Annotated in this window: 25 protein-coding genes and 1 riboswitch; of the genes, 15 read left to right on the forward strand and 10 right to left on the reverse strand. The window is 62.9% G+C overall.

All coding sequences use genetic code 11. The features are described 5' to 3' along the window. Positions 1-19 precede the first annotated feature (19 nt). Positions 20-607, reverse strand: a complete 588-nt coding sequence (locus EJ071_RS20980) for an XRE family transcriptional regulator (RefSeq protein ID WP_126099590.1) — start codon at positions 605-607, stop codon at positions 20-22. 61 nt (positions 608-668) lie between these two features. Further along, complete coding sequence (locus EJ071_RS20985; RefSeq protein WP_126099591.1) at positions 669-992, reverse strand: hypothetical protein; 324 nt, start codon at positions 990-992, stop codon at positions 669-671. A gap of 184 nt (positions 993-1,176) precedes the next feature. Between EJ071_RS20985 and EJ071_RS20990 the strand changes: the two genes are divergently transcribed. Next, entirely contained in the window at positions 1,177-1,881 is a 705-nt protein-coding gene (locus EJ071_RS20990; protein WP_126099592.1) for a nitroreductase, read from the forward strand. 3 nt (positions 1,882-1,884) lie between these two features. Here EJ071_RS20990 and EJ071_RS20995 read toward each other — a convergent pair whose 3' ends face one another. From EJ071_RS20995 to EJ071_RS21015, 5 genes are all read right to left on the reverse strand, one after another. Further along, positions 1,885-3,327 carry an MFS transporter gene (locus EJ071_RS20995; RefSeq protein ID WP_126099593.1) on the reverse strand — a complete coding sequence of 481 codons (1,443 nt, stop codon included), beginning with the start codon at positions 3,325-3,327 and terminating at the stop codon, positions 1,885-1,887. A 160-nt stretch (positions 3,328-3,487) separates the two neighbouring features. Then, positions 3,488-4,075, reverse strand: coding sequence for a sarcosine oxidase subunit gamma (locus tag EJ071_RS21000; RefSeq protein WP_126099594.1), 588 nt, complete (start codon positions 4,073-4,075; stop codon positions 3,488-3,490). Next, entirely contained in the window at positions 4,068-7,061 is a 2,994-nt protein-coding gene (locus EJ071_RS21005; protein WP_126099595.1) for a sarcosine oxidase subunit alpha, read from the reverse strand. The genes EJ071_RS21000 and EJ071_RS21005 overlap by 8 nt, the downstream gene beginning before the upstream one ends. Continuing rightward, positions 7,058-7,351, reverse strand: coding sequence for a sarcosine oxidase subunit delta (locus EJ071_RS21010; protein WP_126099596.1), 294 nt, complete (start codon positions 7,349-7,351; stop codon positions 7,058-7,060). The genes EJ071_RS21005 and EJ071_RS21010 overlap by 4 nt, the downstream gene beginning before the upstream one ends. Before the next feature lie 13 nt (positions 7,352-7,364). After that, complete coding sequence (locus EJ071_RS21015) at positions 7,365-8,624, reverse strand: sarcosine oxidase subunit beta (protein WP_126099597.1); 1,260 nt, start codon at positions 8,622-8,624, stop codon at positions 7,365-7,367. A gap of 206 nt (positions 8,625-8,830) precedes the next feature. On the opposite strand from EJ071_RS21015, the gene EJ071_RS21020 reads away from it, so the two are divergent. The 9 genes from EJ071_RS21020 to EJ071_RS21065 all read left to right on the forward strand — a co-directional run bounded on the left by EJ071_RS21020 (position 8,831) and on the right by EJ071_RS21065 (position 19,755). Then, positions 8,831-11,320, forward strand: a complete 2,490-nt coding sequence (locus EJ071_RS21020) for a mechanosensitive ion channel family protein (protein ID WP_126099598.1) — start codon at positions 8,831-8,833, stop codon at positions 11,318-11,320. Positions 11,321-11,645: 325 nt separating this feature from the next. Further along, positions 11,646-11,909, forward strand: a complete 264-nt coding sequence (locus tag EJ071_RS21025) for a hypothetical protein (RefSeq protein WP_126102656.1) — start codon at positions 11,646-11,648, stop codon at positions 11,907-11,909. A gap of 199 nt (positions 11,910-12,108) precedes the next feature. After that, on the forward strand, positions 12,109-13,548 hold the full coding sequence (locus EJ071_RS21030; protein ID WP_126099599.1) for a UbiA family prenyltransferase: 1,440 nt from the start codon (positions 12,109-12,111) through the stop codon (positions 13,546-13,548). A 2-nt stretch (positions 13,549-13,550) separates the two neighbouring features. Further along, positions 13,551-14,903: an FAD-binding oxidoreductase gene (locus tag EJ071_RS21035; RefSeq protein WP_126099600.1), complete on the forward strand. Its 1,353-nt coding sequence runs from the start codon at positions 13,551-13,553 to the stop codon at positions 14,901-14,903. A 122-nt stretch (positions 14,904-15,025) separates the two neighbouring features. Continuing rightward, complete coding sequence (locus EJ071_RS21040; RefSeq protein WP_126099601.1) at positions 15,026-15,460, forward strand: EamA family transporter; 435 nt, start codon at positions 15,026-15,028, stop codon at positions 15,458-15,460. Further along, positions 15,457-16,464 (forward strand): NAD(P)-dependent oxidoreductase, encoded by a 1,008-nt coding sequence (locus tag EJ071_RS21045; RefSeq protein ID WP_126099602.1) that lies wholly within the window; start codon positions 15,457-15,459, stop codon positions 16,462-16,464. Before EJ071_RS21040 ends, EJ071_RS21045 begins: the two co-directional genes overlap by 4 nt. 24 nt (positions 16,465-16,488) lie before the next feature. Beyond that, positions 16,489-17,958: an aspartate aminotransferase family protein gene (locus EJ071_RS21050; protein ID WP_126099603.1), complete on the forward strand. Its 1,470-nt coding sequence runs from the start codon at positions 16,489-16,491 to the stop codon at positions 17,956-17,958. A gap of 8 nt (positions 17,959-17,966) precedes the next feature. Then, on the forward strand, positions 17,967-19,196 hold the full coding sequence (locus EJ071_RS21055) for a hypothetical protein (protein WP_126099604.1): 1,230 nt from the start codon (positions 17,967-17,969) through the stop codon (positions 19,194-19,196). 346 nt (positions 19,197-19,542) lie between these two features. Further along, positions 19,543-19,755 carry a histone H1 gene (locus EJ071_RS21065; RefSeq protein ID WP_126099606.1) on the forward strand — a complete coding sequence of 71 codons (213 nt, stop codon included), beginning with the start codon at positions 19,543-19,545 and terminating at the stop codon, positions 19,753-19,755. Here EJ071_RS21065 and EJ071_RS21070 read toward each other — a convergent pair. From EJ071_RS21070 to EJ071_RS21080, 3 genes are read right to left on the reverse strand one after another with little or no spacing between them, the layout of a single operon-like run. Continuing rightward, on the reverse strand, positions 19,752-20,225 hold the full coding sequence (locus EJ071_RS21070; RefSeq protein ID WP_126099607.1) for a hypothetical protein: 474 nt from the start codon (positions 20,223-20,225) through the stop codon (positions 19,752-19,754). The genes EJ071_RS21065 and EJ071_RS21070 overlap by 4 nt on opposite strands. Before the next feature lie 9 nt (positions 20,226-20,234). Beyond that, positions 20,235-21,374, reverse strand: coding sequence for a HigA family addiction module antitoxin (locus tag EJ071_RS21075; RefSeq protein WP_126099608.1), 1,140 nt, complete (start codon positions 21,372-21,374; stop codon positions 20,235-20,237). A gap of 11 nt (positions 21,375-21,385) precedes the next feature. Continuing rightward, entirely contained in the window at positions 21,386-21,682 is a 297-nt protein-coding gene (locus tag EJ071_RS21080) for a type II toxin-antitoxin system RelE/ParE family toxin (protein ID WP_126099609.1), read from the reverse strand. A 111-nt stretch (positions 21,683-21,793) separates the two neighbouring features. Between EJ071_RS21080 and EJ071_RS21085 the strand changes: the two genes are divergently transcribed. From EJ071_RS21085 to thiS, 5 genes are all read left to right on the forward strand, one after another. Continuing rightward, positions 21,794-22,675 (forward strand): IS1 family transposase, encoded by an 882-nt coding sequence (locus EJ071_RS21085; protein ID WP_210211877.1) that lies wholly within the window; start codon positions 21,794-21,796, stop codon positions 22,673-22,675. Next, positions 22,672-23,001 (forward strand): hypothetical protein, encoded by a 330-nt coding sequence (locus EJ071_RS21090; protein WP_126099611.1) that lies wholly within the window; start codon positions 22,672-22,674, stop codon positions 22,999-23,001. The genes EJ071_RS21085 and EJ071_RS21090 overlap by 4 nt, the downstream gene beginning before the upstream one ends. 76 nt (positions 23,002-23,077) lie before the next feature. Continuing rightward, a riboswitch (TPP riboswitch) is annotated at positions 23,078-23,194 on the forward strand. A 104-nt stretch (positions 23,195-23,298) separates the two neighbouring features. Further along, positions 23,299-25,119: a phosphomethylpyrimidine synthase ThiC gene (thiC, locus tag EJ071_RS21095; protein ID WP_126099612.1), complete on the forward strand. Its 1,821-nt coding sequence runs from the start codon at positions 23,299-23,301 to the stop codon at positions 25,117-25,119. Further along, a complete protein-coding gene (gene thiO / locus EJ071_RS21100; RefSeq protein WP_126099613.1) occupies positions 25,119-26,093 on the forward strand; it encodes a glycine oxidase ThiO in 975 nt (324 codons plus the stop codon). The genes thiC and thiO overlap by 1 nt, the downstream gene beginning before the upstream one ends. Next, complete coding sequence (thiS, locus tag EJ071_RS21105) at positions 26,090-26,287, forward strand: sulfur carrier protein ThiS (protein ID WP_126099614.1); 198 nt, start codon at positions 26,090-26,092, stop codon at positions 26,285-26,287. Before thiO ends, thiS begins: the two co-directional genes overlap by 4 nt. Positions 26,288-26,289: the final 2 nt, after the last annotated feature.

A 26,289-nucleotide genomic window follows, 5' to 3' on the forward strand; every position in this document is an offset into this window, starting at 1 on the left:
TTTTTCCTCCAAAGTCTACTCAATATACCGGCGGCGAAACCACCCAGATGACGACTGCCGGCTCGGCGCCAGGATTGCGCCAGCGAAACGGCTTGCCTTCGAAACGAAAGCTGTCGCCTTCACCGAGTCGGTGCCAGACGCCGCCGATCTCGATCTCGAAAACACCCGACGCTACGTAGCCCGCTTCCTCGGTCGGACGGCGCGCTTCGGTCTTCAGCTCTGCGCCCGGCGCGAAGACCGAGCGCAACATCTCGAAGCTACCGCCGAGGTCGGGCGACAGAAGCTCCTCCACCAGGCCGGATTCGCTTGTGCCAAGCGAGCGGCGGCTGCCGGCGCGCACAACCACGCCGCGTTCCTTCTCGACAGGCACGTCATGGCTGAAGAACAGGCTGACCGGCACGCCGAAGAGTTCGGCGAAGGCTCGCAGGTCGCCGAGCGAAGGAACCGACAGCCCGCGCTCGACCTGGCTGACCCAGCCGACAGAGCGGCCGAGCTTCAGCGCGATTTCGGTGAGCGTCAGCCCGCGCGCCTTACGCAGCGCACGGATGTCGCCGGCCAGCAGCCGCTCGCCATTGTCCTGCTCCGATGTGACAGCGGTCGAGGCCAATCGTCTCTCCGTCTGAAATCTGGCGTGAAAAAATCTGAATAAATTTCATGAGACAGCAAACTCATGAAAAAATCAAGTGGATTTTCATGAACCAGAAGATTTGCTTGCGCGATTTTGGCGGTTGATGCAAACGGCTCGCCGACGAACGGCGAGGTGGGGACGTCAGGCGGGGACCAGTTTTTTTTTTTTTCGAGTTCGGCGAGGTCGCCGAGCGAAGAACGACGCCGCGCTCGACTGGTGACCAGCCGACGGCGGCTTCAGCGCGATTCGGTGGCGTCGCCGCGCAGCCCCGGATGTCGCCGAGACAGCGGTCGAGGCCAATCGTCTCTCCGTCTGAAATCTGGCGTGAAAAATCTGAATAAATTTCATGAGACAGCAAACTCATGAAAAATCAAGTGGATTTTCATGAACCAGAAGATTTGCTTGCGCGATTTTGGCGGTTGATGCAAAGGCTCGCCGACGAACGGCGAGTGGGGACGTCAGGTCGGGGACCAGTTAGTTATCAGTGTCTGCGGATGGTCGTTGCGGAATCGAGTTGCCGGTTCCGGCCATGCGTGAAGGGACGGCCCATGCTGGAGAAGAATAGCCGGATCGCCGAGGATGCGGCGATCGTCGACGAGGCGATCGTTTCGCGCCGGTCCGTGCGCGCCTTTTTGCCCGACATGGTCGACGATGAGACGATCCGCGCCATCCTGACGGTCGCGGCGCGCGCGCCGTCGGGCACCAATATGCAGCCTTGGCGGGTCTATGTGACCAAGGGCGAGGTGAAGCAGCGCATCAGCGACGCCATCCTCAATTCCGGCATCCGCGCCGAGAAGGCGGAATGGGACGAGTACCGCTACTATCCCGACCAGTTCTTCGAGCCCTATCTCAGCCGGCGCCGCGCCAATGGTTTTGGCCTCTACGGCGCGATCGGCATCGGCCGGCGCGAAGTCGACAAGATGCGCGCGCAGCACGACCGCAACTTCGTCTTCTTCGATGCGCCGGTCGGCATGATCTTCACGGTCGACCGGCGGCTCAATAAGGGATCGTGGATCGACTACGGCATGTTCCTGCAGAACATCATGGTCGCGGCAAGGGGCAGGGGGCTGCATACCTGTCCGCAGGCGGCCTTCGCGCCCTACCACCGGCAGATCCGACCGGTGCTCGACATTCCCGACGAGGAAGTCGTCGTCTGCGGCATGGCGCTGGGCTATGAGGACCACTCGAAGCCCGAGAATGAATTCCGCACCGACCGCGCGCCGCTCGAAGATTGGGTGACGTTCGCGGAGTAACAGTTAATCCGTGCTCATATGCGCGCCATGGCCGCTGACATGGGCGCCGTCCTGCGGCGTGAGCCTGAGATAGGCGAGCAGCGCGCAAAGCGTGATCAGCCCTTCGATGACGAACAGGATGCGATAGTCGTTGACGCTGGCCTGGCCGCCGCCGGCAAGCAGCGAGAGTAGTGCGGCCGCCAGGCCGACGCTGATCGCTACCGCCAGCTGCCACAGGATGTAGTAAAGCGCGCTGAAGCGCGCGAGCTGCTCGGGCGCGATGTCGGAATAGGAAAGATTGCCGGTCGAGGCCCATTGTACCGACCGGAAAAGGCCGAAGATGAAAATGTAGGTAAGCACGATCCAGGCGGGCGTGCTTTCCTGCAGCAAGGCAAAACCGGCGACCAGCAAGGCGGCGATCGGCGTGTTGGTGACCAGAACGCGCTTGAAGCCGAAGCGGTTCAAGATACGCGGCATGAAGAAACGCATCAGCAGCGACCCGATCGCGGCGACAAAGGTCAGCGATCCGGCCTGCACCGCGCTCATGCCGAAACCGAGCTGGAACATCAGCGGCAAAAGGAAGACCACCGAGCTCAACCCGATCGTGTCGAGACCGCCGCCGGTGAGGAAGCTGATGCGGAAGGTGCGGATGCGCAGCAGGTTGAGATCGAGCAACGGATTGCGGGCGCGCAGGCAATAGAAGGCCGCGACGGTGAGGATGGCTATCGCCAGGACGAGTTCCAAGGCGATGCGGGCGGCCGCTGCGTCCTTGGCGGCGAGCGAGTCCATGCCGAAGACGAGCAGCGCCATGCCGCTGCCGACGAGCAGGAAGCCCGGAAAATCGAAAGGCGTGCGGACCGGCTTGGTGGTCGTGGGGAACAGCGAGGCCGCGAGCAGCGCGGCGGTCAGCGCGATCGGTATGTTGATGTAGAAGATCCAGCGCCAGGAAACGTAAGTGGTGAGCGCGCCGCCGACGAGCGGCCCAACCAGCGGCCCTGACTGGCCGGCGAGCGAAATGTACATGTTGATCTTGAGCGTGCGATCGCGCGGGAAGCTCGACAGGATCACGACCTGGCCGAGCGTGCCCATCAGCGCGCCGCCGAAGCCTTGCAGCGCGCGCGAGGCGACCAGCATCCACATGTTTTCCGACAGGCCGCAGAGCGCCGAGGCGCTGGCGAAAACCAACAAGGCAAAGCAGTAGACGTTGCGCAGGCCGAAGCGATCGGCCAACCAGCCGCCGAGCGGCATCGTGACGATGAGGCTCGCGACATAGACGGTAATCAGAAGGCCGAGCTGGCTCGGCGGGCGATCAAGGCTTTCGCCGATTCCGGGCAGCGCGGTCACCACGACATTCTGGTCGAGGCTGGTCATGAAGACGCCGCAGGCGACAGTCGCCGGCAACAGCATGGACGGCTCGCCCGCCGGAGCAAAGCGGGGCGTGGCCGTCGCCGAAATCTCTGCAGTCATGGGAGGGTATGGTCGAACTGGTTGCCTGAACGGACGCCTGCCGACAAGAGCCCGTGATTCCTATCTATCGTCTTCGCTGGCCCAAGGCTCAAGCAGCAGTTGTGGCCGTCGATAGTGCCAGACTACTCACTGGACCAATCCCTGGTTTCCCCGGATTGCTTCAGTGCACCTCGTAGCCGACTTCCTCGCTGGCGTGGCACAAGGCCTTCCAGAACGAGCGCGCGAAGGAGCGGAACACATAGATGTCGAACTGGTCGGCGCCGCTGCGCTGGATCTGGGCAAAGACATCGTGATGGGTGGTCGAACGGCCGGCTCCAAGCGGGAAAGCCGGCAAGGCGAAGTCGATGGCGAAGAATTTCGCCATCACCCATTCGGCCTTCGGCCCGGCGATGCGGATTGCGGTGCGGCCATGTGAAAGATCCGTGATCGTGCCGACGGCAGGCGTGATGACGCCAGCGAACGCTGCCGCCAGGCCCTCCGCCTCGTCGACCACGGTGAATTTTCCGGGCGCGAAGCCGAAAGCGGCGCGAAGGCCGCTGCTTACGCCGCCGCCGGCGCCGTCTGGCAAGGCAAGGCCGGTGACCTTGCGGACGGCATCGATCAGCCGCTTTTCCTCGCCTGGCCATGCCGCGAGCTGCAGGATCGAGCCAGGCCGCGTCTCGGACAGGATGACGTCGACGCCATGCTCGAAATTGCCGTGCGAGCCCGGGTGGTAGACCGGCTCGAGCGGAGATTGGCGCTCAACCATGCATGCGGCTCCCGTCTGGATCGTAGAAATGGTTGGAGACGATCTCGATCGGCCCAAACCGGTTGCGCAGCGGGTCGGAGACGAAGGCACGCGTGCCGTGGCGCGCCTTGCCATCCTTGACTAGGGCCAGCGCGATATATTTGCCGAGCGCCGGCGAATAGCAGCAGGCGGTGATATGGCCGATCGAATCGTGCGGATTGGCTTCATCCAGCTCCTCTACGATATGTCCGCCACCGTTCAGCGCCCGGTTGTCGAGCGCAATCACCCCGACCAACTCCAGCCGGTCGGGAGCGATCAGGCCTTCGCGATCCATCATGGCTGAGCCGATGAAGGGCTTCTTCTTCGACAGCATCCAGTCGAGATGCAGGTCGCGCGCAGTCGTGCGGCCGTCGATCTCGGCGCCGGTGACGTGGCCCTTCTCGATGCGCATGGTACCTAGCGCCTCGAGCCCGTAGGTGACCAGGCCGAACGGCTTGCCTGCCTCGATGAGAGCTTCCCACACCCGCGTGCCGTGGCCGGCTCCGGAATAGACCTCGAAGGCCATCTCGCCGGAGAAAGACAGGCGGCAGATCATCACCGGCACGCCGGCGATCTCACCATGGATGATGCCCATGAAGGGGAGGGTCGCATTGTCGACGGCGGTGCCGGTAACGCAAGAAGCGAGGATTGCCCTGGCTTTCGGTCCGCCGATCGCCGCACCCGCCCATTCGTCGGTGACGGAGGTGACGGTGACCTTCAACTCGGGCCAGATGACGTCGAGGAAATATTCCAGATGCTGCATCACCTTGCCGGCATTGGCGGTGGTGGTGGTCATCAGGAAGTCCTGCTCGCCGAGCCGCCAGGTGGTGCCGTCGTCGAAGGCAAGGCCGTCCTCGCGCAGCATCAGGCCGTAGCGGGCCTTGCCGACGGCTAAAGTCGAAAACATGTTGGTGTAGACGCGGTCGAGGAATTCCGCCGCATCCGGCCCTTGTACCGCAATCTTTCCGAGCGTCGAGACATCGACGATGCCGGCGCTCTCGCGCGTCGCCTTGGCCTCGCGGACATAGGCCTGCTCGACCGTCTCGCCGGCAAGGCCGTAGATCATCGGGCGATACCACAGGCCGGCCGAATACATGGTCGCGGCATTGTCGAGGTGCCAGTCATGCATCGGCGTCAGCCGCTCCGGCTTCAAGTCGCCGAAGCGCTCGGCCGCCAGCGAGCCGATGGAAACCGCCGTGTAGGGCGGGCGGAAGCGCGTCGTGCCGACTTCGGGGATCGGCTTGCCGAGCGCTTCGGCCATGATGGCGAGGCCCGGCACGTTGGAGTTCTTGCCCTGGTCGGTCGCCATGCCAAGGGTGGTGTAGCGCTTCAGATGCTCGACCGAGACGAAGCCTTCGCGATGCGCGAGCCGCACATCCTCGGCGGTCACGTCGTGCTGGAAGTCGACAAAGCTCTTGCCCTTGGCCTTGATCTCGAAGACCGGCGCCGGATCGGGATCGCCAGGGGCGGCCTCGACGACCGGCAGGGGCGCGGATGACGCTGTTCCGCCGGCGGCCTCAAGGCCGGCCGCGCGGCCCTCGGCGATGGCTTCCGCGGTCGAGAAGGCGCCGGTGAAGGCGCCGGCGCCGATCCAGCGCTGCGTCGGCCGCGGCGGTAGGAAGGCCTGCCTGCCCGGATCCCACACGGCCTTGGCGCCGGCCTGGCTGGCGAGATGGATGGTCGGCGACCAGCCGCCCGACATCAGCAGGCAGTCGGCATGGATGCTGCGCTCATCGCCACTGAGCGCTCCGCCCATCGCGTCGAACCGCTGCACCTTGAGGCCGGTGAGCGCCTTGCCGCCTTCGGTGGCGATCACGGCATGGCCGGCAAGCAGCTCGGCCTCGGCTTCGCTGGCCAGCCTGCTCATCTCGTTCGACACGTCGCTGCGGACATCGACGATGGCGACGACAGCGGCACCGGCCTTCTTCAGGGCAACGGCCGGGCGATAGGCGCTGTCGTTGTTGGTGAACAGCGCGATCCGCTGGCCGGGCAGCACGCCATATTCATTGGCGTAGCGTTCGGCCGCATGCGCCAGCATGACACCCGGACGGTCGTTGCCGGGAAACACCAGCGGACGCTCGAAGGAACCGGTGGCGAGAACCACGGTCCTGGCGCGGATCGCCCAATAGCGCTGGCGCGGCTCTCCCTTGGCCGCCACCTCCTTGTGGTCGGTTACGCGTTCGAGCGCGGCGAGCGTGTTGCCGTCGTAATAGCCCCAGGCCGTCGTGCGCGGCAGCAGGCGGACATTGTCATTGCCCTCGAGCTGGCCGACGACGCGCCCCGCCCAGTCGGTGGCTGGCGCGCCGTCGATGGTTTCGTCCGACCAGTTGGCCGAGCCGCCGAAGCGCGCTTCGAGGTCGGCCAGGATCACGCGCGCACCCTGGTCGGCCGCGGCCTTCGCCGCCATCAGGCCGGCCGGGCCGGAGCCGACCACCAGCACGTCGCAAAAGGCGTTCATGCGCTCGTAGCGCGAGCTATCGGGCGCGGTGCCCGCCTTGCCGAGCCCGGCAGCGCGGCGGATGAAATGCTCGCAGAACATCCAGAAGCGCGTGCCCTTCAGCGGGCCGATCACCGGCCCCATGAAGGTCTTGTAGTAGAAGCCGGCCGACAGGATCTTGCCGCCGAGCTGGTTGAGCGCGCCGACATCCCAGGCGAGCGAGGGCGAGCGGTTCTGGCTGACGGCGACGAGCCCGTCATAGATCTCGACCATGGTGGCGGGGATGTTCGGCTCGCGAACGTCGCCGCGCAGCACCGTCACCAGCGCGTTCGGTTCCTCGACACCGGCGGCAAGCAGGCCGCGCGGGCGGTGGTATTTGAACGAGCGGCCGAACAGCGTCACGCCATTGGCGAGCAGCGCCGATGCGAGCGTGTCGCCGGCATGGCCGGTATAGGGTGCGCCGTCGAAGGTGAAGCGGATGGTGCGCAGCCGGTCGATGCGGCCGCCGGTTTCCGTGCGGCGAGGGCTCACTGGTTGCCTCCCGCCTTATGGGCCGCGGATTTGTGTCCGCCACGGACGAAGGCGGTGCTCAAGATTTCATGGGTTACGGTATTGCGCACCACCCGCAGATGCGCGCGGCAGCCGCCGGAATGCTGCCAGATCTCATTGTGGTCGCCGGCCGGGTTCAGCCGGTCGTAGACATAGGCGTTCCAGGCGTCGAGGTCCTGTGAGGCCGGTTGCGGCCGCTCGCGGTTGCCGTCGCCCTGGTAGGTGAATTCGATTACGTCGCGCGGGCCGCAATAGGGACAGGTGATCAACATCTTGATTTCAACCCTAGTGCAGCCGAGGCGTCGCGCCCTGGCCTTTGTCGTCGATGATCAGGCCGCGATAGAAACGGTCGAGCGTGAAGGGGGCGTTGAACTCATGCGGCTCGTCCTTGGCGATAGTCCAGGCGAAGCACCAGCCCGAGGCAGGCGTCGCCTTGAAGCCGCCATAGCACCAGCCGCAATTGAGATACATGCCGGGCAGCGGTCCGGTGGTGATGATCGGCGAGCCGTCCATCGTCATGTCGCAAAGCCCGCCCCAGGAGCGCAGCATGCGCACGCGCGCCAGGCCCGGGAACAGCGCCAGCATCTCGCTCATCACCTCGTCGACGACCGGCAGGCTGCCGCGCTGGGCATAGCTGTTGTAGCCGTCCAGATCGCCGCCATAGACAAGGCCGCCCTTGTCGGACTGCGAGATGTAGAAGTGGCCCATGCCGAAGGTGAGAACGGTGTCGACGATCGGCTTCAGCGATTCCGAGACGAAGGCCTGCAGCACGTGGCTTTCGATCGGCATATGCGAAATGCCGGCAAGCTGCATGACGCTGCCGGTGCTGCCGGCAACCGCAAGCGCTACCTTCTTGGCGCGGATCTCGCCGCGCGTCGTCGTCACGCCAATGACCCTGTCGCCGTCGCGCAGGAAGCCGGTGACCTCGCAATTTTCGATGATGTCGACGCCGCGCCGGTCGGCGCCGCGCGCATAGCCCCATGCGACCGCGTCGTGGCGCGCCGTGCCGGCGCGCGGCTGCATCAGTCCGCCGAGGACGGGAAAGCGCGCCGAACCCGAGACGTCCAGTGCTGGAACAAGCCGCTTGATCTGGTCGACACTCATCAGTTCCGCATCGACGCCGAGATGGCGCATAGCGTTGCCGCGCCTCGCATAATCGTCGAGCTGGGCCGGTGTGTGCGCGAGGTTGAGGCAGCCGCGCTGCGAGAACATGACGTTGTAGTTGAGGTCGTGCGACAGGTTCTCCCACAGCTTCATCGAATGTTCGTAGAAGCGGGTGTTCTGCGGCAAGAGGTAGTTGGAGCGCACAGCGGTGGTGTTGCGGCCGACATTGCCCGAGCCCAGCCAGCCTTTTTCCAGCACCGCGACATTGGTGATGCCGTGCTCCCTGGCAAGGTAATAGGCGGTCGAGAGGCCATGGCCGCCGCCGCCGATGACGATCACGTCATAGGACGCCTTGGGATCCGGCTTGCGCCAGGCCGGCTTCCAGTCCTTGTTGCCGGTCAGAGCGTTCTTGAGCAGCGAAAAGGCTGAATATTCCGCCATTCTTCCTGTTGTCCTTTTGGTGCGAGGCGGCAGACTATAGAGCAGGCGGGAAGCGCAAAGCCAAGATTACGCCATCGCTTTTCGACAGGCCGACTCCGATCCTCGGCATCGGTCCGCGGACGGAGACGGCTTGCCGCCCGGTATGGCGGTCTTTATCAAGGGCGGAATTTTCGAAGATTTTTCGGCCGCGAGTCGCCCGTCACGTCATGATTTTCCGACTGCTACGCCTGATCCTGGTCGCCATTGTCGTCGCCGCGGCGCAGCCGTCGTCCGGCGCGATGGCGCAGGCGATCGGCCAAGGCTCCGCGCAGCTCATCGCAGACCAGACCAAGGCTATCCAGGACCTGACGGCGAAGACCGACGGCCTGGAGAAGAAAATAGGCGCCCCCGACCAGGACGATGCCGGCCTTGTCGATATCCGCTTGCAGCTCGAGGATATTTCGCGGGCGGCGCTGAACAGCGCGCTCGCGTTCCGTTCGCGCCTCAACGACATTAACGGTCGCATCGAGGTGTTGGGGCCGCCGCCGGCGCAAGGCCAGCCGCCGGAGCCCGCGGTCGTCGCCAACGAGCGCGCAGCGCTCTCGGCCGAGAAGGCCGAGATCAATGCGGTGGTGGCCAGCGCGCAGAACCTGTCGATCCGCATCAGCGGGCTGGTCGACAAGATCGCCACCATGCGCAGCGAGCTTTTCCGCAGCGTTCTGACGAAACGCTATGAATTGACCGATGCGCTGAGCCCGCAGGCCTTTTCCGATGCGCACGACCAGTTCAGCGGCCTCTACAAAGCGGTGGCGTCCTGGCTCAGCTTCGCGTTGAAGTTCAAGTTCCAAGCCATGCTTGCGGCGACGCTGATGGCGCTGGCGCTCGCGGCAGTGCTGCTGATCGGCGGCAGGCGCCTGTTCGGCCGCATCTTCGAGGCCGATCCATCGGTCGAAGAGCCGTCCTACCTCAGCCGGCTTTCGGTGGCGTTCTGGTCGACGTTGCTGCCGACCGTGGCGCTCGGCGCGTTCCTCGCCTCGACCGTGTTCTTCTTCAACTATTACAACGTGCTGCGCGGCGACATCGGCGAATTCCTCAACGCGCTGCTCGCGGTCATCGCGGTGGTGTTCTGCGTCAACCGGCTGACCAATGCGGCACTCGAGCCGCGGCTGCCGGACTGGCGGCTTATTCCGGTGGAGACCGGTCCGGCGCGCTGGCTGGTGCGGCTGACCACGGCCATGGCCGTGGTTCTCGGCTTCAATTACTTTCTGTCGGTCGTCAACGAGAAGATGGGTTCGCCGCTGTCGCTGACGATCGCGCGAAGCTTCGTCGCCACCGTCATCGTCGGCGTCATCCTGATCCTGATGGGAGTGCTGAGACCTTTCAAAGCGCAAGACGGCTCGTGGCGACCGTGGCCGGCATGGCTTCGCCTCATTGCCATCGGGCTCGGCCTGTTCACCATCGCAGCGGCGCTGCTCGGCTATATCGGCCTTGCGCTTTTTGTCTCGATCCAGGTCGTTGTCACCGGCACCACCCTGGTCACCGCCTATATCGGCTTCCTGTCGGCGCGGGCGATCGGCGAGGAGGGCGGCTTCGCCGACACTTCGGTCGGGCGCTGGCTGTCGGCCAATTCCAGCTCTGAGGACACCGCGCTCGATCAACTCGGCCTGGTGGTCAGCATCGCCATCAACCTGATGATCATGCTGGTGTTCCTGCCGCTGATCCTTTTGATGTGGGGCTTCCAGCCCGGCGACATCGAGGCCTGGGCCTACAAGCTGGCGACGGGCGTCACGATCGGCTCCGTCACGATCTCGTTCCTCGGCATCCTCACCGGCATCGTCGTCTTCGTCATCGGCTATTTCCTGACGCGCTGGTTCCAGGGCTGGCTCGACGGCTCGGTCATGGCGCGCGGCAAGGTCGACACCGGCGTGCGCAACTCGATCCGGCTGGCGGTAGGCTATGCCGGCGTCGCGCTTGCGGCGTTGGTCGGCATATCGGCGGCGGGCATCGATCTTTCCAATCTGGCGCTGGTCGCCGGCGCGCTTTCGCTGGGTATCGGCTTCGGCCTGCAGAACGTGGTCTCGAACTTCGTCTCAGGCCTGATCCTGCTTGCCGAGCGCCCGTTCAAGGTCGGCGACTGGATCGTCGCCGGCGACATCAGCGGCACGGTCAGAAAGATCAGCGTGCGCGCGACGGAGATCGAGACGTTCCAGCGGCAGTCGGTGATCCTGCCGAACTCGAACCTCATCAACAACGCGGTCGGCAACTGGACGCATCGCAACAAGCTTGGCCGCGTCGACATCAAGGTCGGCGTCGCCTATGGCAGTGACGTCAAGCGCGTTCATGCCCTTCTGCTCGACATTGCCCGGGCCCATCCGATGGTGCTCAAGAACCCCGAGCCCTTCGTGCTCTTCGCCAATTTCGGCGCCGCTGCGCTCGAATTCGAGATACGGGTATTCGTGGCCGATGTGATGAACGGCAGCATCGTCCAGAACGACATCCGCTTCGCGATCTTCGATATCTTCGACGACGAGCACATCGAAATCCCGTCGACGCCGCGCGCCGTGGTCGAGACCAAAAAGCACGTATCGTGGCCGATCGACGACGACAAGATCGAGGCGGAATTTGCCGAGCGTGAACGGCTGGAGGCGGAGGCCGCGGCCGAGCAGGCACGGCTAGCGAAGATGAAGCGGAGGGGCCGCAAGCCCGATCCGGGCTGAGGTGCATCGGCATTCGGGTGGGCCGGCCTGCAAACGGCGGTTTCCTGCGCTTCCGGCCTTCGCCGACCGAAGCCCTCACAAATGTCTCCGCCCTATGAGGGCACGGCCGGCGTAGGCCGGTTCTCGGAAACCACCATTTTCGACACGGCCTGACCCGAATCTCGGTACACCTTCGGCGGCGTTGTATCCGGCTGCCGAAACCAATTGTGGCATGAATGCGGCATTCAGTTGCGGTTCAGGTTACATCTCATATAAGCTCTCACGCAAAGGGCGGGAATGCCTTGCGAAATGCAACAGAGGCGGTGTGGAAACACCGGAAATTGCAATGTGGAAGTCTGTCGTTGCCGCCATCGCTTTTCTGGCCCTGGGCGGTTCGGCTTTTGGCGCCAGCGCGGTCAACAAGGACGCCCAGACGCGGACGTTGATCGTGACCGAAGGCGGCGGTAAGACCGAGCTGGCGCTGGCCGCCGGCGAGACGGTGGAGTTCTGCCCGAATGGCTGTTTTGTCACCCTGCCCAATGGTGACCTCGAAGCGCTGACCGGCTCCGAAACGGTCGAAATCTCGGGCGGCATTGCCCGGATCAAGTAAAAACTCTCAGACATGATCGGCAAAGGCCGGGCGAATGTCCGGCCTTTTATCGTTTCCGATAGCCGCTGCTTAACGATAACACCGGAAATACCCCAGCACAGCGCGCTGCAACCGGGCGTTTTAACGTTCGCTCCGTCATCCCCCGTTATATCCATTGCGAAGACGCCGAAATACGGCGTGGGGTGAGCAGGGCAGGGCAATGGACGCGCGGTCGGACAGGAACGCAATTCCGCTTGCGGTCGATCTCGATGGCACGCTGATTGCAACGGACCTTCTGTGGGAAGGCCTGTTCGTTCTGCTCAAGAAGAACCCGCTCTATCTTTTTCTGGTTCTGCTCTGGCTGACCGGCGGCCCGGCGCGGCTCAAGCAGGAAATCGCCCGGCGCATCGACATCGATCCGGCCTCGCTGCCCTACCGGGTTGAATTGCTGGAGCGGCTCCGCGCCGAACATGAGGACGGCCGCAAGATCGTGCTGGCGACCGGTACGCCGCGCAAATTCGCCGAGACGATCGCCGCCTATCTCGGCATCTTCGACCGCGTGCTGGCAACGGACGGGCCGCACAATCTGACCTCGGGCAGAAAGCGGGCGTCGCTGGTCGCGGCCTATGGCGATGCCGGCTTCGACTATGCGGGCAACAGCCGCCACGATCTCAAGGTGTTCGACGCGGCGCGCAACGCCATCGTGGTGGCGCCGGACAGCAGCGCCCAGCGCTGGCAGGCGGCGCACGGCGCCGAGACCATGCCGGCGCCGAAGCCGACGCTCAAGACCTACGTCAAGATGCTGAGGGTCCATCAGTGGTTGAAGAATTCGTTGATCGCGGTGCCGATGGTGCTGTCGCATGAGTATTTCAACGTAAATATGATCTGGCAGTGCGCCCTGGCGTTCGTTTCCTTCAGCGCCGTGGCCTCCGCCATCTACATCGTCAACGACTTCTTCGACCTTGCGCTCGACCGCAAGCATCCGACCAAACGCAACAGGCCCTTTGCCAGCGGTGCGCTGTCGATCCCGTTCGGCCTCGGCGCCATCCTTGTGCTGCTCGCGATCGGCATCGCCACCGGCTGCCTGCTGCCGATCGAGTTCCTCGGCGTGCTTTGCGGCTACATGATCGTCACCACGGCCTATTCGCTGTCTTTCAAGCGCATGTTGCTGATCGACGTGCTGACGCTCGCCGGCCTCTACACGATCCGAGTGCTGGCAGGTGCGGCGGCCACCGGCGTCGACGTTTCCTTCTGGCTGCTCGCCTTCTCGATCTTCTTCTTCCTGTCGCTGGCGCTGGTAAAGCGCTTCGTCGAGTTGCGCACGACCGCCATCGCGGCCGGCGAGCGCATCGCCGGCCGCGGCTACCGCACCGAAGACCAGGAGATCGTCGCCCAGGCGGGCATGGCCTCGGCCTTCTCCTCGGCCCTGGTGCTGGCACTTTACATGGACAGCGTCGCGGTGCGCGAGCTCTATCCGCATCCGTGGGTGATGTGGCCTTTGGCGCCGATCGTGCTTTACCTGACCATGCGCGTCTGGATCCTCGCCCGCCGCGACGAGATGCATGACGATCCGGTCGTCTTCATCATCCGCGACTGGCGAAGCCAGATCGTCGTTGCCATCGGCTCGGCGCTTCTCGTTGCCGGGGGCTGGGGCTGGTGAGGATGGGCAGCGAACGCTTCGGCAGCTTCGGGCTGGCGACGCCGCCGGCACGCCGGGCGATCCCGGCCGACGAGGCCATTGCGCTGCTGAAGAGCGGCGCCGCCAAACCGGGCTCGCTCATCGGCTACGGCAATGGCCGCTCCTACGGCGACAGCTGCCAGAACGACGCCGGCATGGTCGTCGACATGCGGCCGCTCAACCGTATCCGTTCGTTTAACGCCGAGACCGGTGTGATCGAGGCCGATGCCGGGGTGCTGCTTTGCGACATCATTGCACACGGCGCTCCCTACGGCTTCTTTCCGGCCGTGGTTCCCGGCACGCAGTTCGTGACGCTCGGCGGCGCCATCGCCAATGACGTGCATGGCAAGAACCATCACCGGCGCGGCACATTCGGCTGCCATGTCGAATCCTTGGCCTTGCTGCGGTCCGACGGCCGGACGTATCGCTGCTCCGACACCGAGAACGCCCGTCTGTTCAGGGCGACGATCGGCGGCATGGGGCTGACCGGACTGATCCTGTCGGCGTCGATCCGGCTGATGCGGGTGCCCTCGCTCGACATCGTCGAAAAAGCGACGCGGTTTCGCGATCTCGGCGAGTTCTTCGATCTTGCCGGCGCAGCCGACCAGGCCGACGAATATGCCGTTGCCTGGATCGATCAGCTTGCGGGCGGCCACGCGCGAGGGCGGGGCCTTTTGTTCACCGGCAATCACGCCGAGCACGGCTCGCATGCCACCTTGCAGGCGGGCGGCCGGCTTTCGGTGGCCGTGCAGCCACCCTTCAACGTGCTCAACCGCCCGTTCCTGACCGTCTTCAACGCTGCCTATCGGTGGAAGAAGGGTCGCTCGTCCGATGCGCGTCATGCGGGCTACCAGGGCTTCTTCTTTCCGCTCGACGGCGTTCGCGACTGGAACCGGCTCTATGGTCCGCATGGGCTCTTCCAGCACCAGAGTGTGGTTCCTGAGGCTGACGCGCGCCGCACTGTTCCGGCACTGCTCGAAGCGGCGCGGCGGGCCGGGCAGGGCTCGTTTCTCACGGTGCTGAAGCGATTTGTCGACGTCCGTTCGCCGGCGCTGCTGTCGTTCCCGCGGCCGGGCTACACGCTGACGCTCGATTTCCCCAACAGGGGGGAAAGGACATTGAAGCTGCTCGACGAACTCGACCACATCACGGTCGAGGCCGGCGGGGCCGTCAACCCCTACAAGGACGCGCGCATGGGTGCCGGAACCTTCGCGGCATCCTTCCCGCAATGGCAGCGGCTGGAGGCGCTTCGCGATCCCGCCTTCATGTCGAGTTTCTGGGCGCGGACAGCGAAAAAGCTGAGCGTGAGGCGCGATATCGCGGAGGCAGCGGAATAGATAAAATTCGAGTAAATCTTGGTAAATGAAGCGTTAAGATCGAAGTTTACCGAAAATAGACATGTGATTTCACGAAATATTTGCAGGTCCGTAGTAGGACCGCTCAAGGGCGGGGTGGCAACATGAAATACATCGTCTTCATTCTCTTCACGGTCATGACCAATGCCGCTGCGCAGCTCATGCTGAAGCAGGGCATGATGTCGCTGGGGCCGATCTCATTCGACGGCGTCAATCCGCTCGTCAAGCTGCTGCAGATCGTCTTCAGCCCGTGGGTTTTCCTCGGGCTGTGCACCTTCGTCATCTCGATGGGCTCGCATCTCTACGTGCTGTCGAAGGTCGAGCTCAGCTTCGCCTATCCGTTCCTCAGCCTCGCCTATGTCGCGGTCGCCGTCTTTGCCTATTTCGTCTTCCGCGAGGATCTCAACGGCTGGCGCATCGCCGGCATTGCCTGCATCTGCGCCGGCACAATTCTGATCGCGCAAAGTGGACGAGGGCATGAGGACCAGACCGCTTCCATCACCTCCGACAAGGTCGGCACAAGCGAGATCCTTCGATGAGACATGTGATTTTCGGCGGCGACGGCTTCGTCGGTCGTCATCTTGCGCCCAAGCTCGCCGCCGACGGCGAGAACGTCGTCGTCGCCGACATCGTCAAGAGCGACCTGCCGCATTATCGCTCGGTGCGCTTCATCACTTGCGACGTCACCAATCCGGCTTCGGTCGCGGCGGTCGGGCTCAAGGCCGACGACATGGTCTACAATTTGTCGGCCAAGATGCTGTCGCCGATCCAGGTCCGCGCCAAGCGGCATGACTTCTTCTTCCCGGTGAATTTCCACGGCACCGAGCACATCATCCAGGCGATGGACAGGGCCGGTTCCTCGAAACTGGTCCACTACACGACCGACATGATCTACGGCCACACGGTGGTGCTGCCGATGACCGAGGATCATCCTGTCGCGCCGCTCGGCGAATACGGCCTGTCGAAGCTCAGGACCGAGGAGCTCGCCGTCGAGTGGCGCAGGCGCGGCATGTCGATCTCGCTGTTCCGACCGCGCCTGATCATCGGCCCCGGCCGCCTCGGCATCCTGGAAAAGCTCTTCAAGCTGATCGACTGGAATTTGCCGGTGCCAATGATCGGCTCGGGCAGGAATCCGTATCAGTTCATCTCGGTGTTCGACTGCGCGGAAGCCGCCCGCGCGGCCTGGAGGGCCGGCGTGCCGAACGAAGCCTATAATCTCGGTTCGCTCAATCCGCCGCCGGTGAGAAAACTGCTCGGGGACCTGATCAAGCATGCCGGCTCCAAGTCGATCCTGCTGCCGACGCCGGGCTGGGCGGTCAAGCGCACGCTCGACCTGCTCGACCTCTTCAACATGCCGATCATGGATCCGGAGCAGTATCTGATCGCCGACGAGGAATGCGTGCTCGACGTGTCCAAGGCCGAGCGTCAGCTCGGCTGGGTGCCGCAATACCGCGACGAGGACATGCTGATCGCCGCCTACAGCGAATACCGCGCCAAGAAGGACGGCCACGCCGTCGCCACCGAACATGTGCCTGCCGAATAAAGGCGACGAAGGGGGGATTTCGAGATGACCGTCATTGCCAAACCGGAACCGGGTGTGCGCGCGCTGGTCGATGCGCCGGCGCTGTTGCCTGCTACCATCGCCAAGCCCGACCTGATCAGCGTCGAACAGGCCAAGGCGATGGATGTCGCCCGCATCACCGACCTGTTCAAGGCGCACCTCAACCCGGGCCAGCTACATTTCATGAAGCTGCTCGGCTTCCACAAGGTCAAGATCGAGCGTGCCGAGGGCATGTTCTACATCGACCAGAACGGCCGCGAGATCCTCGACTTCTTCGGCGGCTTCGGCTCGTTGGCCTTCGGTCACAACCATCCGCGCATCCTGGAGGCGCGCAAGAAATTCCAGGAGGAGAAGCGCCAGGAGATCGCCATCGCCTTCATGTCGCAATATGCGGCGGCACTGGCGCACAACATCGCCAAATGCTCGCCCGGCGACCTCGACATGGTGTTCCTCGGCTCATCCGGCTCGGAAGCCATGGAAGCGGCGGTGAAGCTCGCCGAGCGCGCCGCAGGCCCAAAGCGGCCCAAGGTCGTCTATGCCGAGAATTCCTTCCACGGCAAGACCAAGGGCGTGCTGGCGATCACCGACGGCCAGCTCTACCGCGCCGAGTTCAGGGTGGCGGACAATGCAGTGCGCATCCCCTTCGCCGACATCGACGCCGTCGAACGCCTGTTCAAGAGCGACCCTGCTATCGGCGTCATCGTGCTCGAAACCATCCAGGGCGGCGGCGGCATCATCCAGGCAGAGGCGCAATATTGGCGGAAGCTGCGCGCGCTTTGCGACCAGCATGGCGTGCTGTGGGTCGCGGACGAAGTCCAGTGTGGCTATGGCCGTTCCGGGCGTTTCTATGCCTTCGAGCATTACGGCGTCGTACCGGACGTGACGGCGCTGGCGAAATCGCTCGGCGGCGGCAAGGCCGCGGTCGGCGCCATGATCGCCAGGCGCGACGTCTACATGAAGGCCTACGGCACGCCAAAGACGGCGATGATCCATGCCATGGCGACGTTCGGCGGCATGGGCGAGGCCTGCATCACCGCGATCGAGGCGCTGAACGTGCTCTATGACGAGGGCTTGATCGATAACGCCGCCTCGACCGGCGAGTACCTTTTGCAGCGGCTGCGGACGCTGAAGGAAAAATATCCGAAGATCATCAAGGACGTGCGGGGCAAGGGCTTCATGGTCGGGCTCGAGTTCCACGATTTCTCGCAGACCCTGCCGATGGTGCTGCGTCCAGTGGTCAGCGTGCTCGACGACAAACTGAAGGGCTCGCTGTCGGGCTTCGTCGGCGCGCTCTTGTTGCGCGACTATGACGTGCTCGTCGCTTTCACCGAATACAACCGCAACGTCATTCGGCTCGAGCCGCCGCTGATCTGCCAGCGCGAGCATGTCGACCGCTTCGTCGATGCCTTCGACAGCCTGCTCTCGCGCGGCATCGTGGCCATCGTGAAGGATTTCGTGAAAAGCCAGGTCCGCTGAGACAGACGATGCTGACCAGGCCGCCAGCCGCTCCCGCCAATCCGCTCGACCGGCCGACCGAAGCCGGTCTTGCCTGGGGCGAGGGGGTTTACGCGAGATGGGCCGCGCCGATCGGTGCGGCCGCCTTCTCGCTCTACATCCTGCTCACTGCTGTGACGGCCTGGTTCATGCCGGACGCCAACTGGGACATGCTGCCTTATCTGGCGATCGCCGAGGAAGGCACCTATCTCGACCCGCAGGCGCTGCATGATTATGCCTACAGCACGGTCAGGGAAGGCGTATCGGCGGGCGACTACAAGACGCTGACCGACGATGGCGGCGGCTTCCGCAGCCACATGACGGAGAATGCCGCCGACTTCCATTCGCTGCTCGGCATGTACCGGATCAAGTTCCTCTATGCCGAAATCCTGTCGAGCCTCAGCCATGTCGTGTCGCCGGTCGAGGCGATGCGGCTGGTGCAGGTATTTTCGGTGCTGTTGTTCGGCATCATCACGCTCGCCTGGCTGCGCGCGGAGGGCGCGCTGGCACTGGCGCCGGTCGCCGGCGCCGTCCTGATCATGGCCGATCTCGGCGACGCCGCGCGGGCCTCGACGCCTGACCTGTTGTGCTCGGCATTGTTCCTCGGCGGGCTGTTTGCCTTTGTGCGCAAACGCGAGGTGGCGACGGCGATCCTGCTTTTCCTGGCCTTCATGGCGCGTCCGGACAACATCGTTTTCCTCGCCATCTTCGCCGTGCTTTTGGTCGCCTTCCGGCAGAAGGCATGGGGCGCGCTCGCCGGTTTCGCCGCCTCCTTCATCGCCTATTTCGCCATTTCGCACTGGGCGCAGCATCCCGGCTGGTGGCCGCATCTGTGGTTCTCCAGCATCGAACAGCACTACAACATGGACGGCTTCGAGCCGCCATTCTCGGTGGTGGCCTATCTCAAGGCCTTTGCCGCCTCGGTGGTGCGCGCCGTCAACGTCAACAGTTGGGTCGGCGTGTCGGTGCTGGCTTTAGCCGGCTGGTACGGGCTCGACCGCGCCGGCTTCCGGCTCGACCGCCGCGCCGGCATCCTGCTCGCGGCTCTCGTATTCGGCGTGCTGGCGAAGTTCACCGTCTTCCCGATCCACGATACCCGCATCTATTTCCCCAATCTTCTGCCGCCCTTCCTGCTGCTGGCCGCGCCGCTGATGGCGCTGTGGGGATCGGCAGCCAAGGGCGGTCGCCGCGCGCCGCAAGTCACTCCCGGAGACCAGTGATGAATCCGGTTCCAGCCTCGCGCGTGTTTCTTTCGCCTGGCTTTCCGGGTCCGCTCGATCGCCAACCTTCCATCCACGACGGTGTTGAGCGGCAATTGCCGGCCGGGCAGTGGGTCAGTTTGAAATTCCGACTTTGAAGTGACCGGCTGCGATGCCATATTGCGGATATGGCTTTGATGAGCACTGGAACTGTCGAAATCACCTGCGAGAAGTGCGGGACGCGTTATCTTGCGCGCTATCAGGATGGCCCGCAACGTGAGCGCGGTGAGTTCGCATGCCACAAGTGCGGCGAGATGTTCCGCTGGAACGGCTCTAGGGACTATCTTGGCTTTGAGTTGACCGCCTCGTGACAACCAACCCCAAGCGCCCGCGCGATCCGAACCAGTTGGCAAAGTCGATTGTCGATCTCGCCACGGGCGAAGCCGAAGATAAGAAGCCTCTCGCCAGCGCTCGCAAAGGGGGCCTCAAAGGTTCCAAGGCAAGGATGGAAGCGCTGACGCCTGAGCAGCGCTCGGAGATCGCCAGAATCGCTGCTGAGGCTCGTTGGAAAAAAAGCTAGGCGGCCTTTCGACCATCAAGGGCGAAACGCTCTTCAACGTCATCTCGGAAGTCGAAAAGCATCTGGATCGGCGGCTGGTCCTTCTTCATCGTGTTGTAGGCGTCAACGTCGGTAGCGAGTTGTACGCAATCGCCAACGATTTGTTCGCGCCGCTGGATAAACGCCTTCTGCATGTGCTCGCGAGGCGCATCTTTCATTACGGCCCAAAAGGTATACTGCACTCCTGCCCGCGTCACTCGCACAGCGTGATTTACGCGGTAGCGGCGGCCGTCCGCATCGGTTGCGTACTCTTCGCGCAGCGCGTCAGACATATCCTCAACCAGCTTCGCCAGCGGATCGACTTCCGGGGCCTGGATCATCCCCTTGGATACGCCCCATTGCACTGCTTCACGTAGCGAGGCAGGGACATGCCCGTGTGCATGCTCGTATTCATGCCACACTCGCTGAAGCTGCTCTTTGTACTTTGCCATTGGTTGCTCCTACAAATTGGACGGAGCAGCGTTACCCCACCCGTCAACCACGACGCTGCCAATCAGAAAATGACGCACCTTGACCTTGTACCGGGCTAGCCAGTCGTAACGCTCCATCTTGCGTTGTAGCTGACCAACAACAATTCCCGGATGTCTCTGCACACGGCGGGCGAAGCCCAGCATGTCCCTCTCGGAAATGAACGGGAATTTCCTAATGTAGAACGACTCCAATTCAGTTGCGGGGACACAGATTTCAGCCGCAGCCCGGTTAGCCAAGCGCTCCTCTTTTGGCAGTGTGTCGCCCGTGCCAGCTCGCTCCCCTTCAAGCTCGGTATCGATAATCTCAGGGCCAAGATTCCCCTGACCATCGCGGTTGAGGACATGCTCAATTTCATGCCGAAGAACGAACCAAAAATTGTCGATCCGGTCGAAGCGCACCGTCATTCCAATAACCGGAGAACCGCCATCCAACCAGAAACAAACTCCATCGATGTTCGCTTTGGGCAAGGTTTCCACGATCACGTACCGCACACCACACTCAGCAAGAGCACGAGGCACGCGACGGACGTCCTCAGGATCAACCATATATCTGGTTATCTCCTGAGCGAGCGTACGAAGCTTGGATTCTGAATAGCTCGGAACCACAGTTTCTAAGGCAAGCTGACGCACGCGAAATAGCCAAGCTACCTGAGCCGGCGTCTCTTCCGAATAATCCGCCTTCTTTGCGGCGTGCGCCAAATAAGGGATATCAGATAGGTCATTCTTGCCGAAGAAGCGCATCATCTGCGCCTCTAGCAAGCTAACGCCGGTATCTTGCAACCAGCCGCGCCTAATCATCTCGCGGACAGGATAGACGCTTTGCAGGTGTGCACGTCTTGCAACGCCAGGATCTGGCGCGTGGGCATTCGCCATCTCGTACGCCTGCTGCAGGTTGGCGAAGTATTCGGGCGACACGTCGAACGCGTCCCCAAGCGCTTTCGCCATCTCCGGGCTAATTCCTCTCTTGCCGGAGATGATAGGATTGATCGCCTGCTCCTGAACGCCGAGGATATAAGCCAAGTCGCGCTGAGACCAACCGCGCGCGTCCAATTCTTCGCGAATGAACTCGCCGGGGTGGGGCACGTCAGTAAGGCTAGATGCGATAGTCATGCCGACCCTCCTCAGTGCGTGTCGCCGATGGCAGTGATTGTTACGATTGGAGGCCGTTCGCCGTCCGAAATCGTGAATTGAATACGATACTGGTCGTTGACGCGGATCGATCTGATCCCGTCATCGGACCCTTGCCGCTTTTTATAGTTTAGACTTTTCAAGTTTCTCAGGTCTCGCTCGTCGGCCGCTGCTTCCAGTTGCACGAGCTTGTTTCGGGCGGCTTTTATAACGGCAATCGGCAGGCCGAGCTTGTGGGCTTCGTCCGTCAGAATGCGCGCAAGATTTTTGTCCGCGAACACAACCCTCATGCGGAATCACCCTACACACCAAAGGGTTGGGTGTCAACAAATGAATGAACGTAACGCGTTAAACTGACCTTTATGCTTGACTTCGTTTATAGCACATGCCATAACGAATGCGTGAATAAACTCGACACCAAGACCCGTTCGCAAATCCTCCACATGCTTTGTGAGGGTCAGTCGATCCGCGCCATCACCCCCGTGATGGGGATGAGCAAAAACACCGTTGCCAAGCTGCTTTCGGACGCTGGCGCGGTGTGCGCCGAATATCAGGACCAGGCTCTTCGCAATCTGACCTGCAAGCGGGTGCAGGTGGACGAAATCTGGAGCTTCACCTATGCCAAGGAAAAGAATGTCCCGGCTGCCAAGGCTGCGCCGGAGTGGGCTGGCGACACTTGGACTTGGACGGCCATTGATGCCGACACCAAGCTTGTCATGTCGTGGCTGGTCGGTGGCCGCGACAGCGAATATGCGATGGCCTTCATTGATGATCTTTCGCGCCGCCTCGCCAATCGCATTCAACTGACTAGCGACCGCCACCGGGCTTACCTTGAAGCGGTGGAAGGCGCTTTCGGTTGTGATGTCGATTACGCCATGCTGGTCAAGATTTACGGCACGTCGCCGGACAGCGCCAAGGGCCGTTACAGCTCCGCCGAATGCACTGGCGCACGGAAAGAGACCGTCGAAGGCAACCCCGATCCTAAGCACGTCAGCACGTCGTTTGCGGAACGCCAGAACCTCACCATGCGCATGCACATGCGCCGCTTCACCCGCCTGACCAATGGCTTCTCAAAGAAGGTAGAGGTTCACGCCAACGCGGTTGCTCTGCACTTCATGTATTACAACTTCGTGCGCATCCATAAGACGCTGCGCGTCACGCCGGCGATGGCCGCTGGCGTGGCTGACAAGCTTTGGGAGATCGGTGATATTATCGCGTTGATTGAAGCGAAAGAAGCCGAGAAACCAATGGTTCGCGGGCCTTATCGAAAGAAACTGAATTGAGGCAAAGAACGTTCAGCGACAGCCAACTCAAAGAGTTTATGCGGCTGCATCTGACAAAATACCCAGATGCCATTGAACGCATGCATTTCGTCATGAAACATCCGTTTCGGGATAATGACGAGCAAATTTCCAGAAATACGCGAGAAATTCTGGACACTGCCCAACACCTAGCGTTTTTTCACGCCCATGCGCAGCGAATGCCCAAAGATCGCCTCGTGAAAGTTACCGACCCTTATTATCACGCGCGCTACGACATCCAATCCGACGTGATCGCTTATGTTGCCGCCATGCTCGGCCCTATAGGTTCGTATGGGGTCGAGGAATGATGCTGGGAATTTCAAACTGACCCACTGCCGCCGGCCGAACGCGCTTGACAAGACGGCGGCGGCTCGTTCAACTTGAAGCATTCACCAGGGGAGTCCCGGCAAGGGGCTGAGATACTGCTGGCTTTCGCGGCGCAGTGACCCGTTGAACCTGATCCAGTTCATACTGGCGTAGGGACGGTGCAAGCGCTTTGCGGGACTCCATGCCCGAAGACCTGCGTCGAGCAGGCAGACCAAAGCGTCCTACATCCTTCCGGCACAGAACTGGGTCTCCAATGCAGTTGAGCAAAGGAGCCTCAAATGAATGCCTTGACCCCCACCGTTTCGACGGGACCGCTGCCAGCCTCACGGAAGATCCACAAGGCCGGCATTATCCATCCGCAGATCAGAGTGCCGATGCGCGAGATCAGCGTGCATCCGACCGCCGGCGAGCCGCCGGTGACGGTCTACGATCCATCAGGCCCGTATACCGATCCGGCGATCGAAACGAACATTGAAAAGGGACTTGTCCGGCTTCGCCGGGACTGGATCACGGCGCGCGGCGATGTCGAGGCCTATGACGGCCGCCATGTGAGGCCGGAGGACAACGGATTTGCGACCGGCGAACGGCTGACGCCGGAATTCCCCATCCGCAACCGTCCGTTGCGGGCGAAAGCCGGCAAGGCGGTGACGCAGCTTGCCTATGCGCGCGCAGGGATCATCACGCCCGAGATGGAATTCGTGGCCATCCGCGAGAACCTTGGCCGCGAGATGCTGCGTGGCAAGCTGCAACAGGACGGGGAAGCGTTCGGTGCGTCGATCCCGGATTTCGTCACGCCGGAATTCGTGCGCGACGAGGTGGCGCGCGGCCGTGCGATCATCCCCGCCAACATCAACCATCCGGAGAGCGAGCCGATGATCATTGGCCGCAATTTCCTGGTGAAGATCAACGCCAATATCGGCAATTCCGCCGTCACCTCCTCGATGGCCGAAGAGGTCGAAAAGATGGTTTGGGCGATCCGCTGGGGCGCCGACACGGTGATGGACCTATCGACCGGCCGCAACATCCACAACATCCGCGAATGGATCGTGCGCAACGCGCCGGTGCCGATCGGCACCGTACCGCTCTACCAGGCGCTCGAGAAGGTTGGCGGCATTGCCGAGGACCTGACCTGGGAGGTCTATCGCGACACGCTGATCGAGCAGGCCGAGCAGGGCGTCGACTATTTCACCATCCACGCCGGGGTGCGGCTGCACTACATCCCTCTGACCGTCGACCGGGTCACGGGCATCGTCTCGCGCGGCGGGTCGATCATGGCCAAATGGTGCCTGCACCATCACCGGGAGAGCTTCCTTTACGAGCATTTCGAGGAAATCTGCGACATCGCCCGAGCCTATGACGTCTCCTTCTCGCTCGGCGACGGCCTCCGCCCCGGCTCGATCGCGGATGCCAACGATGCGGCGCAGTTCGCCGAGCTGGAGACGCTTGGCGAACTGACGAAGATCGCCTGGGCAAAGGACTGCCAGGTGATGATCGAAGGCCCCGGTCATGTTCCCATGCACAAGATCAAGCAGAACATGGACAAGCAGCTGGCCGTCTGCGGCGAAGCGCCGTTCTACACCCTGGGGCCGCTGACGACCGACATCGCGCCGGGCTATGACCACATCACCTCAGGCATCGGCGCCGCCATGATCGGCTGGTTCGGCACGGCAATGCTTTGCTATGTGACGCCGAAGGAACATCTTGGCCTGCCGGACCGCAACGACGTCAAGACCGGCGTCATCACCTACAAAATCGCCGCGCATGCCGCCGACCTCGCCAAGGGGCATCCGGCGGCGAAGGTCCGCGACGATGCGCTGTCGCGGGCGCGGTTCGAGTTCCGCTGGGAAGATCAGTTCAACCTGTCGCTCGATCCCGAAACGGCGCGCGAGTTCCACGACGAGACCTTGCCCAAGGAAGCGCACAAGGTGGCGCATTTCTGCTCCATGTGCGGACCGAAATTCTGCTCCATGCGCATCTCCCATGATATCCGGGCCGAGGCGCAGAAAGAGGGGATGGCGGCGATGGCGGAGAAATACCGCGCCGGCGGCGATCTCTATATGCCGGTGAGCGAAGCCGCGTCCAGCACGGCCGAGTCGTGATGAGAGTGCTGGTCAAGGGGGCCGGCGTGGCCGGCCTCACGGCGGCGTTCGAATTTGCGAACCGCGGCGCGTCGGTCACTGTTGCCGAACTCCGGCCTCAGCTGGGCGGCAATGCGTCATGGGCTGCAGGCGGCATGCTGGCGCCATGGTGCGAGCGCGAGAGCGCGGAGCAGCCGGTGCTGGATCTCGGACGCGGCGCCGCAGACTGGTGGGATGTTGTTTTGCCTGGCCAAGTGACGCGGGCGGGAACGCTCGTCGTGGCTGCGCCGCGCGATGCGGGCGAGCTCGACCGCTTCGCAAGCCGCGCCTCGGGCCATCGTTGGCTCGGCGAGGAGGACATCGCAAGGCTGGAGTCCGACCTCGCCGGCCGTTTCAAGCGCGGGCTGTTCTTCCCCTGCGAAGCGCATCTCGACCCGCGCCGTGCGATGGCGGCGCTTCATGACAAGCTAGTCGCCATGGGCGTCGACTTCCGTTTCGCCACCGACGGCCAAGGCCTTCCAGGTTTCGAATGCGAGGTCGACTGCCGGGGGATCGCTGCGGACGATGCGGCGTTGCGCGGCGTTCGCGGCGAAATGCTGATCCTGCGCACGCCGGATGTCTCGCTGTCTCGCCCCGTCCGGCTGCTGCATCCGCGCTTTCCGCTCTACATGGTGCCGCGCGCCGATCACCATTTCATGGCCGGCGCGACGATGATCGAGAGCGACGAGGCCGGCCCGGTCACCGTCCGTTCCATGATGGAACTGGTCGGCGCGGCTTGTGCGCTGCATCCGGCCTTCGGCGAGGCGACGATCGTCGAAGCGAACGCCGGGGTCCGTCCAGCCTTTGCCGACAATTTGCCACGCATCGAATCGCTCGCAAACGGCGTCGCGATCAACGGCTTCTATCGCCATGGCTTCCTGCTTGCCCCCGCCATGGCGCGGCAGGCGGCCGACATCCTCTTCAATCCCGACAAACGCGTGGGAGCTTGCGCATGAGATTGATCGTCAATGGAGAAGCGCTGGACAGTGCCGCGGCAACGCTGGCGGCGCTGCTTGCCGAGCTTGACTATGAAGGCGATTGGCTGGCGACGGCCGTCAACAGCGACGTGGTGCACAAGGCCAACCGAGCAGAATTCCGATTGAACGACGGCGACCGGATCGAAATCCTTTCGCCCATGCAAGGAGGTTAGCC

It is taken from the genome of Mesorhizobium sp. M1B.F.Ca.ET.045.04.1.1 (assembly GCF_003952465.1).
Lineage (GTDB): Bacteria > Pseudomonadota > Alphaproteobacteria > Rhizobiales > Rhizobiaceae > Mesorhizobium > Mesorhizobium shonense.

Coding starts and splice junctions, on each gene's coding strand:
- EJ071_RS20985 (WP_126099591.1), bottom strand. CDS start 992: ATGAGTTTGCTGTCTCATGAAATTTATTCAGATTTTTCACGCCAGATT.
- EJ071_RS20990 (WP_126099592.1), top strand. CDS start 1,177: ATGCTGGAGAAGAATAGCCGGATCGCCGAGGATGCGGCGATCGTCGAC.
- EJ071_RS20995 (WP_126099593.1), bottom strand. CDS start 3,327: ATGACTGCAGAGATTTCGGCGACGGCCACGCCCCGCTTTGCTCCGGCG.
- EJ071_RS21000 (WP_126099594.1), bottom strand. CDS start 4,075: ATGGTTGAGCGCCAATCTCCGCTCGAGCCGGTCTACCACCCGGGCTCG.
- EJ071_RS21010 (WP_126099596.1), bottom strand. CDS start 7,351: ATGTTGATCACCTGTCCCTATTGCGGCCCGCGCGACGTAATCGAATTC.
- EJ071_RS21015 (WP_126099597.1), bottom strand. CDS start 8,624: ATGGCGGAATATTCAGCCTTTTCGCTGCTCAAGAACGCTCTGACCGGC.
- EJ071_RS21020 (WP_126099598.1), top strand. CDS start 8,831: ATGATTTTCCGACTGCTACGCCTGATCCTGGTCGCCATTGTCGTCGCC.
- EJ071_RS21025 (WP_126102656.1), top strand. CDS start 11,646: ATGTGGAAGTCTGTCGTTGCCGCCATCGCTTTTCTGGCCCTGGGCGGT.
- EJ071_RS21030 (WP_126099599.1), top strand. CDS start 12,109: ATGGACGCGCGGTCGGACAGGAACGCAATTCCGCTTGCGGTCGATCTC.
- EJ071_RS21035 (WP_126099600.1), top strand. CDS start 13,551: ATGGGCAGCGAACGCTTCGGCAGCTTCGGGCTGGCGACGCCGCCGGCA.
- EJ071_RS21040 (WP_126099601.1), top strand. CDS start 15,026: ATGAAATACATCGTCTTCATTCTCTTCACGGTCATGACCAATGCCGCT.
- EJ071_RS21045 (WP_126099602.1), top strand. CDS start 15,457: ATGAGACATGTGATTTTCGGCGGCGACGGCTTCGTCGGTCGTCATCTT.
- EJ071_RS21050 (WP_126099603.1), top strand. CDS start 16,489: ATGACCGTCATTGCCAAACCGGAACCGGGTGTGCGCGCGCTGGTCGAT.
- EJ071_RS21055 (WP_126099604.1), top strand. CDS start 17,967: ATGCTGACCAGGCCGCCAGCCGCTCCCGCCAATCCGCTCGACCGGCCG.
- EJ071_RS21070 (WP_126099607.1), bottom strand. CDS start 20,225: ATGGCAAAGTACAAAGAGCAGCTTCAGCGAGTGTGGCATGAATACGAG.
- EJ071_RS21075 (WP_126099608.1), bottom strand. CDS start 21,374: ATGACTATCGCATCTAGCCTTACTGACGTGCCCCACCCCGGCGAGTTC.
- EJ071_RS21080 (WP_126099609.1), bottom strand. CDS start 21,682: ATGAGGGTTGTGTTCGCGGACAAAAATCTTGCGCGCATTCTGACGGAC.
- thiC (WP_126099612.1), top strand. CDS start 23,299: ATGAATGCCTTGACCCCCACCGTTTCGACGGGACCGCTGCCAGCCTCA.
- thiO (WP_126099613.1), top strand. CDS start 25,119: ATGAGAGTGCTGGTCAAGGGGGCCGGCGTGGCCGGCCTCACGGCGGCG.
- thiS (WP_126099614.1), top strand. CDS start 26,090: ATGAGATTGATCGTCAATGGAGAAGCGCTGGACAGTGCCGCGGCAACG.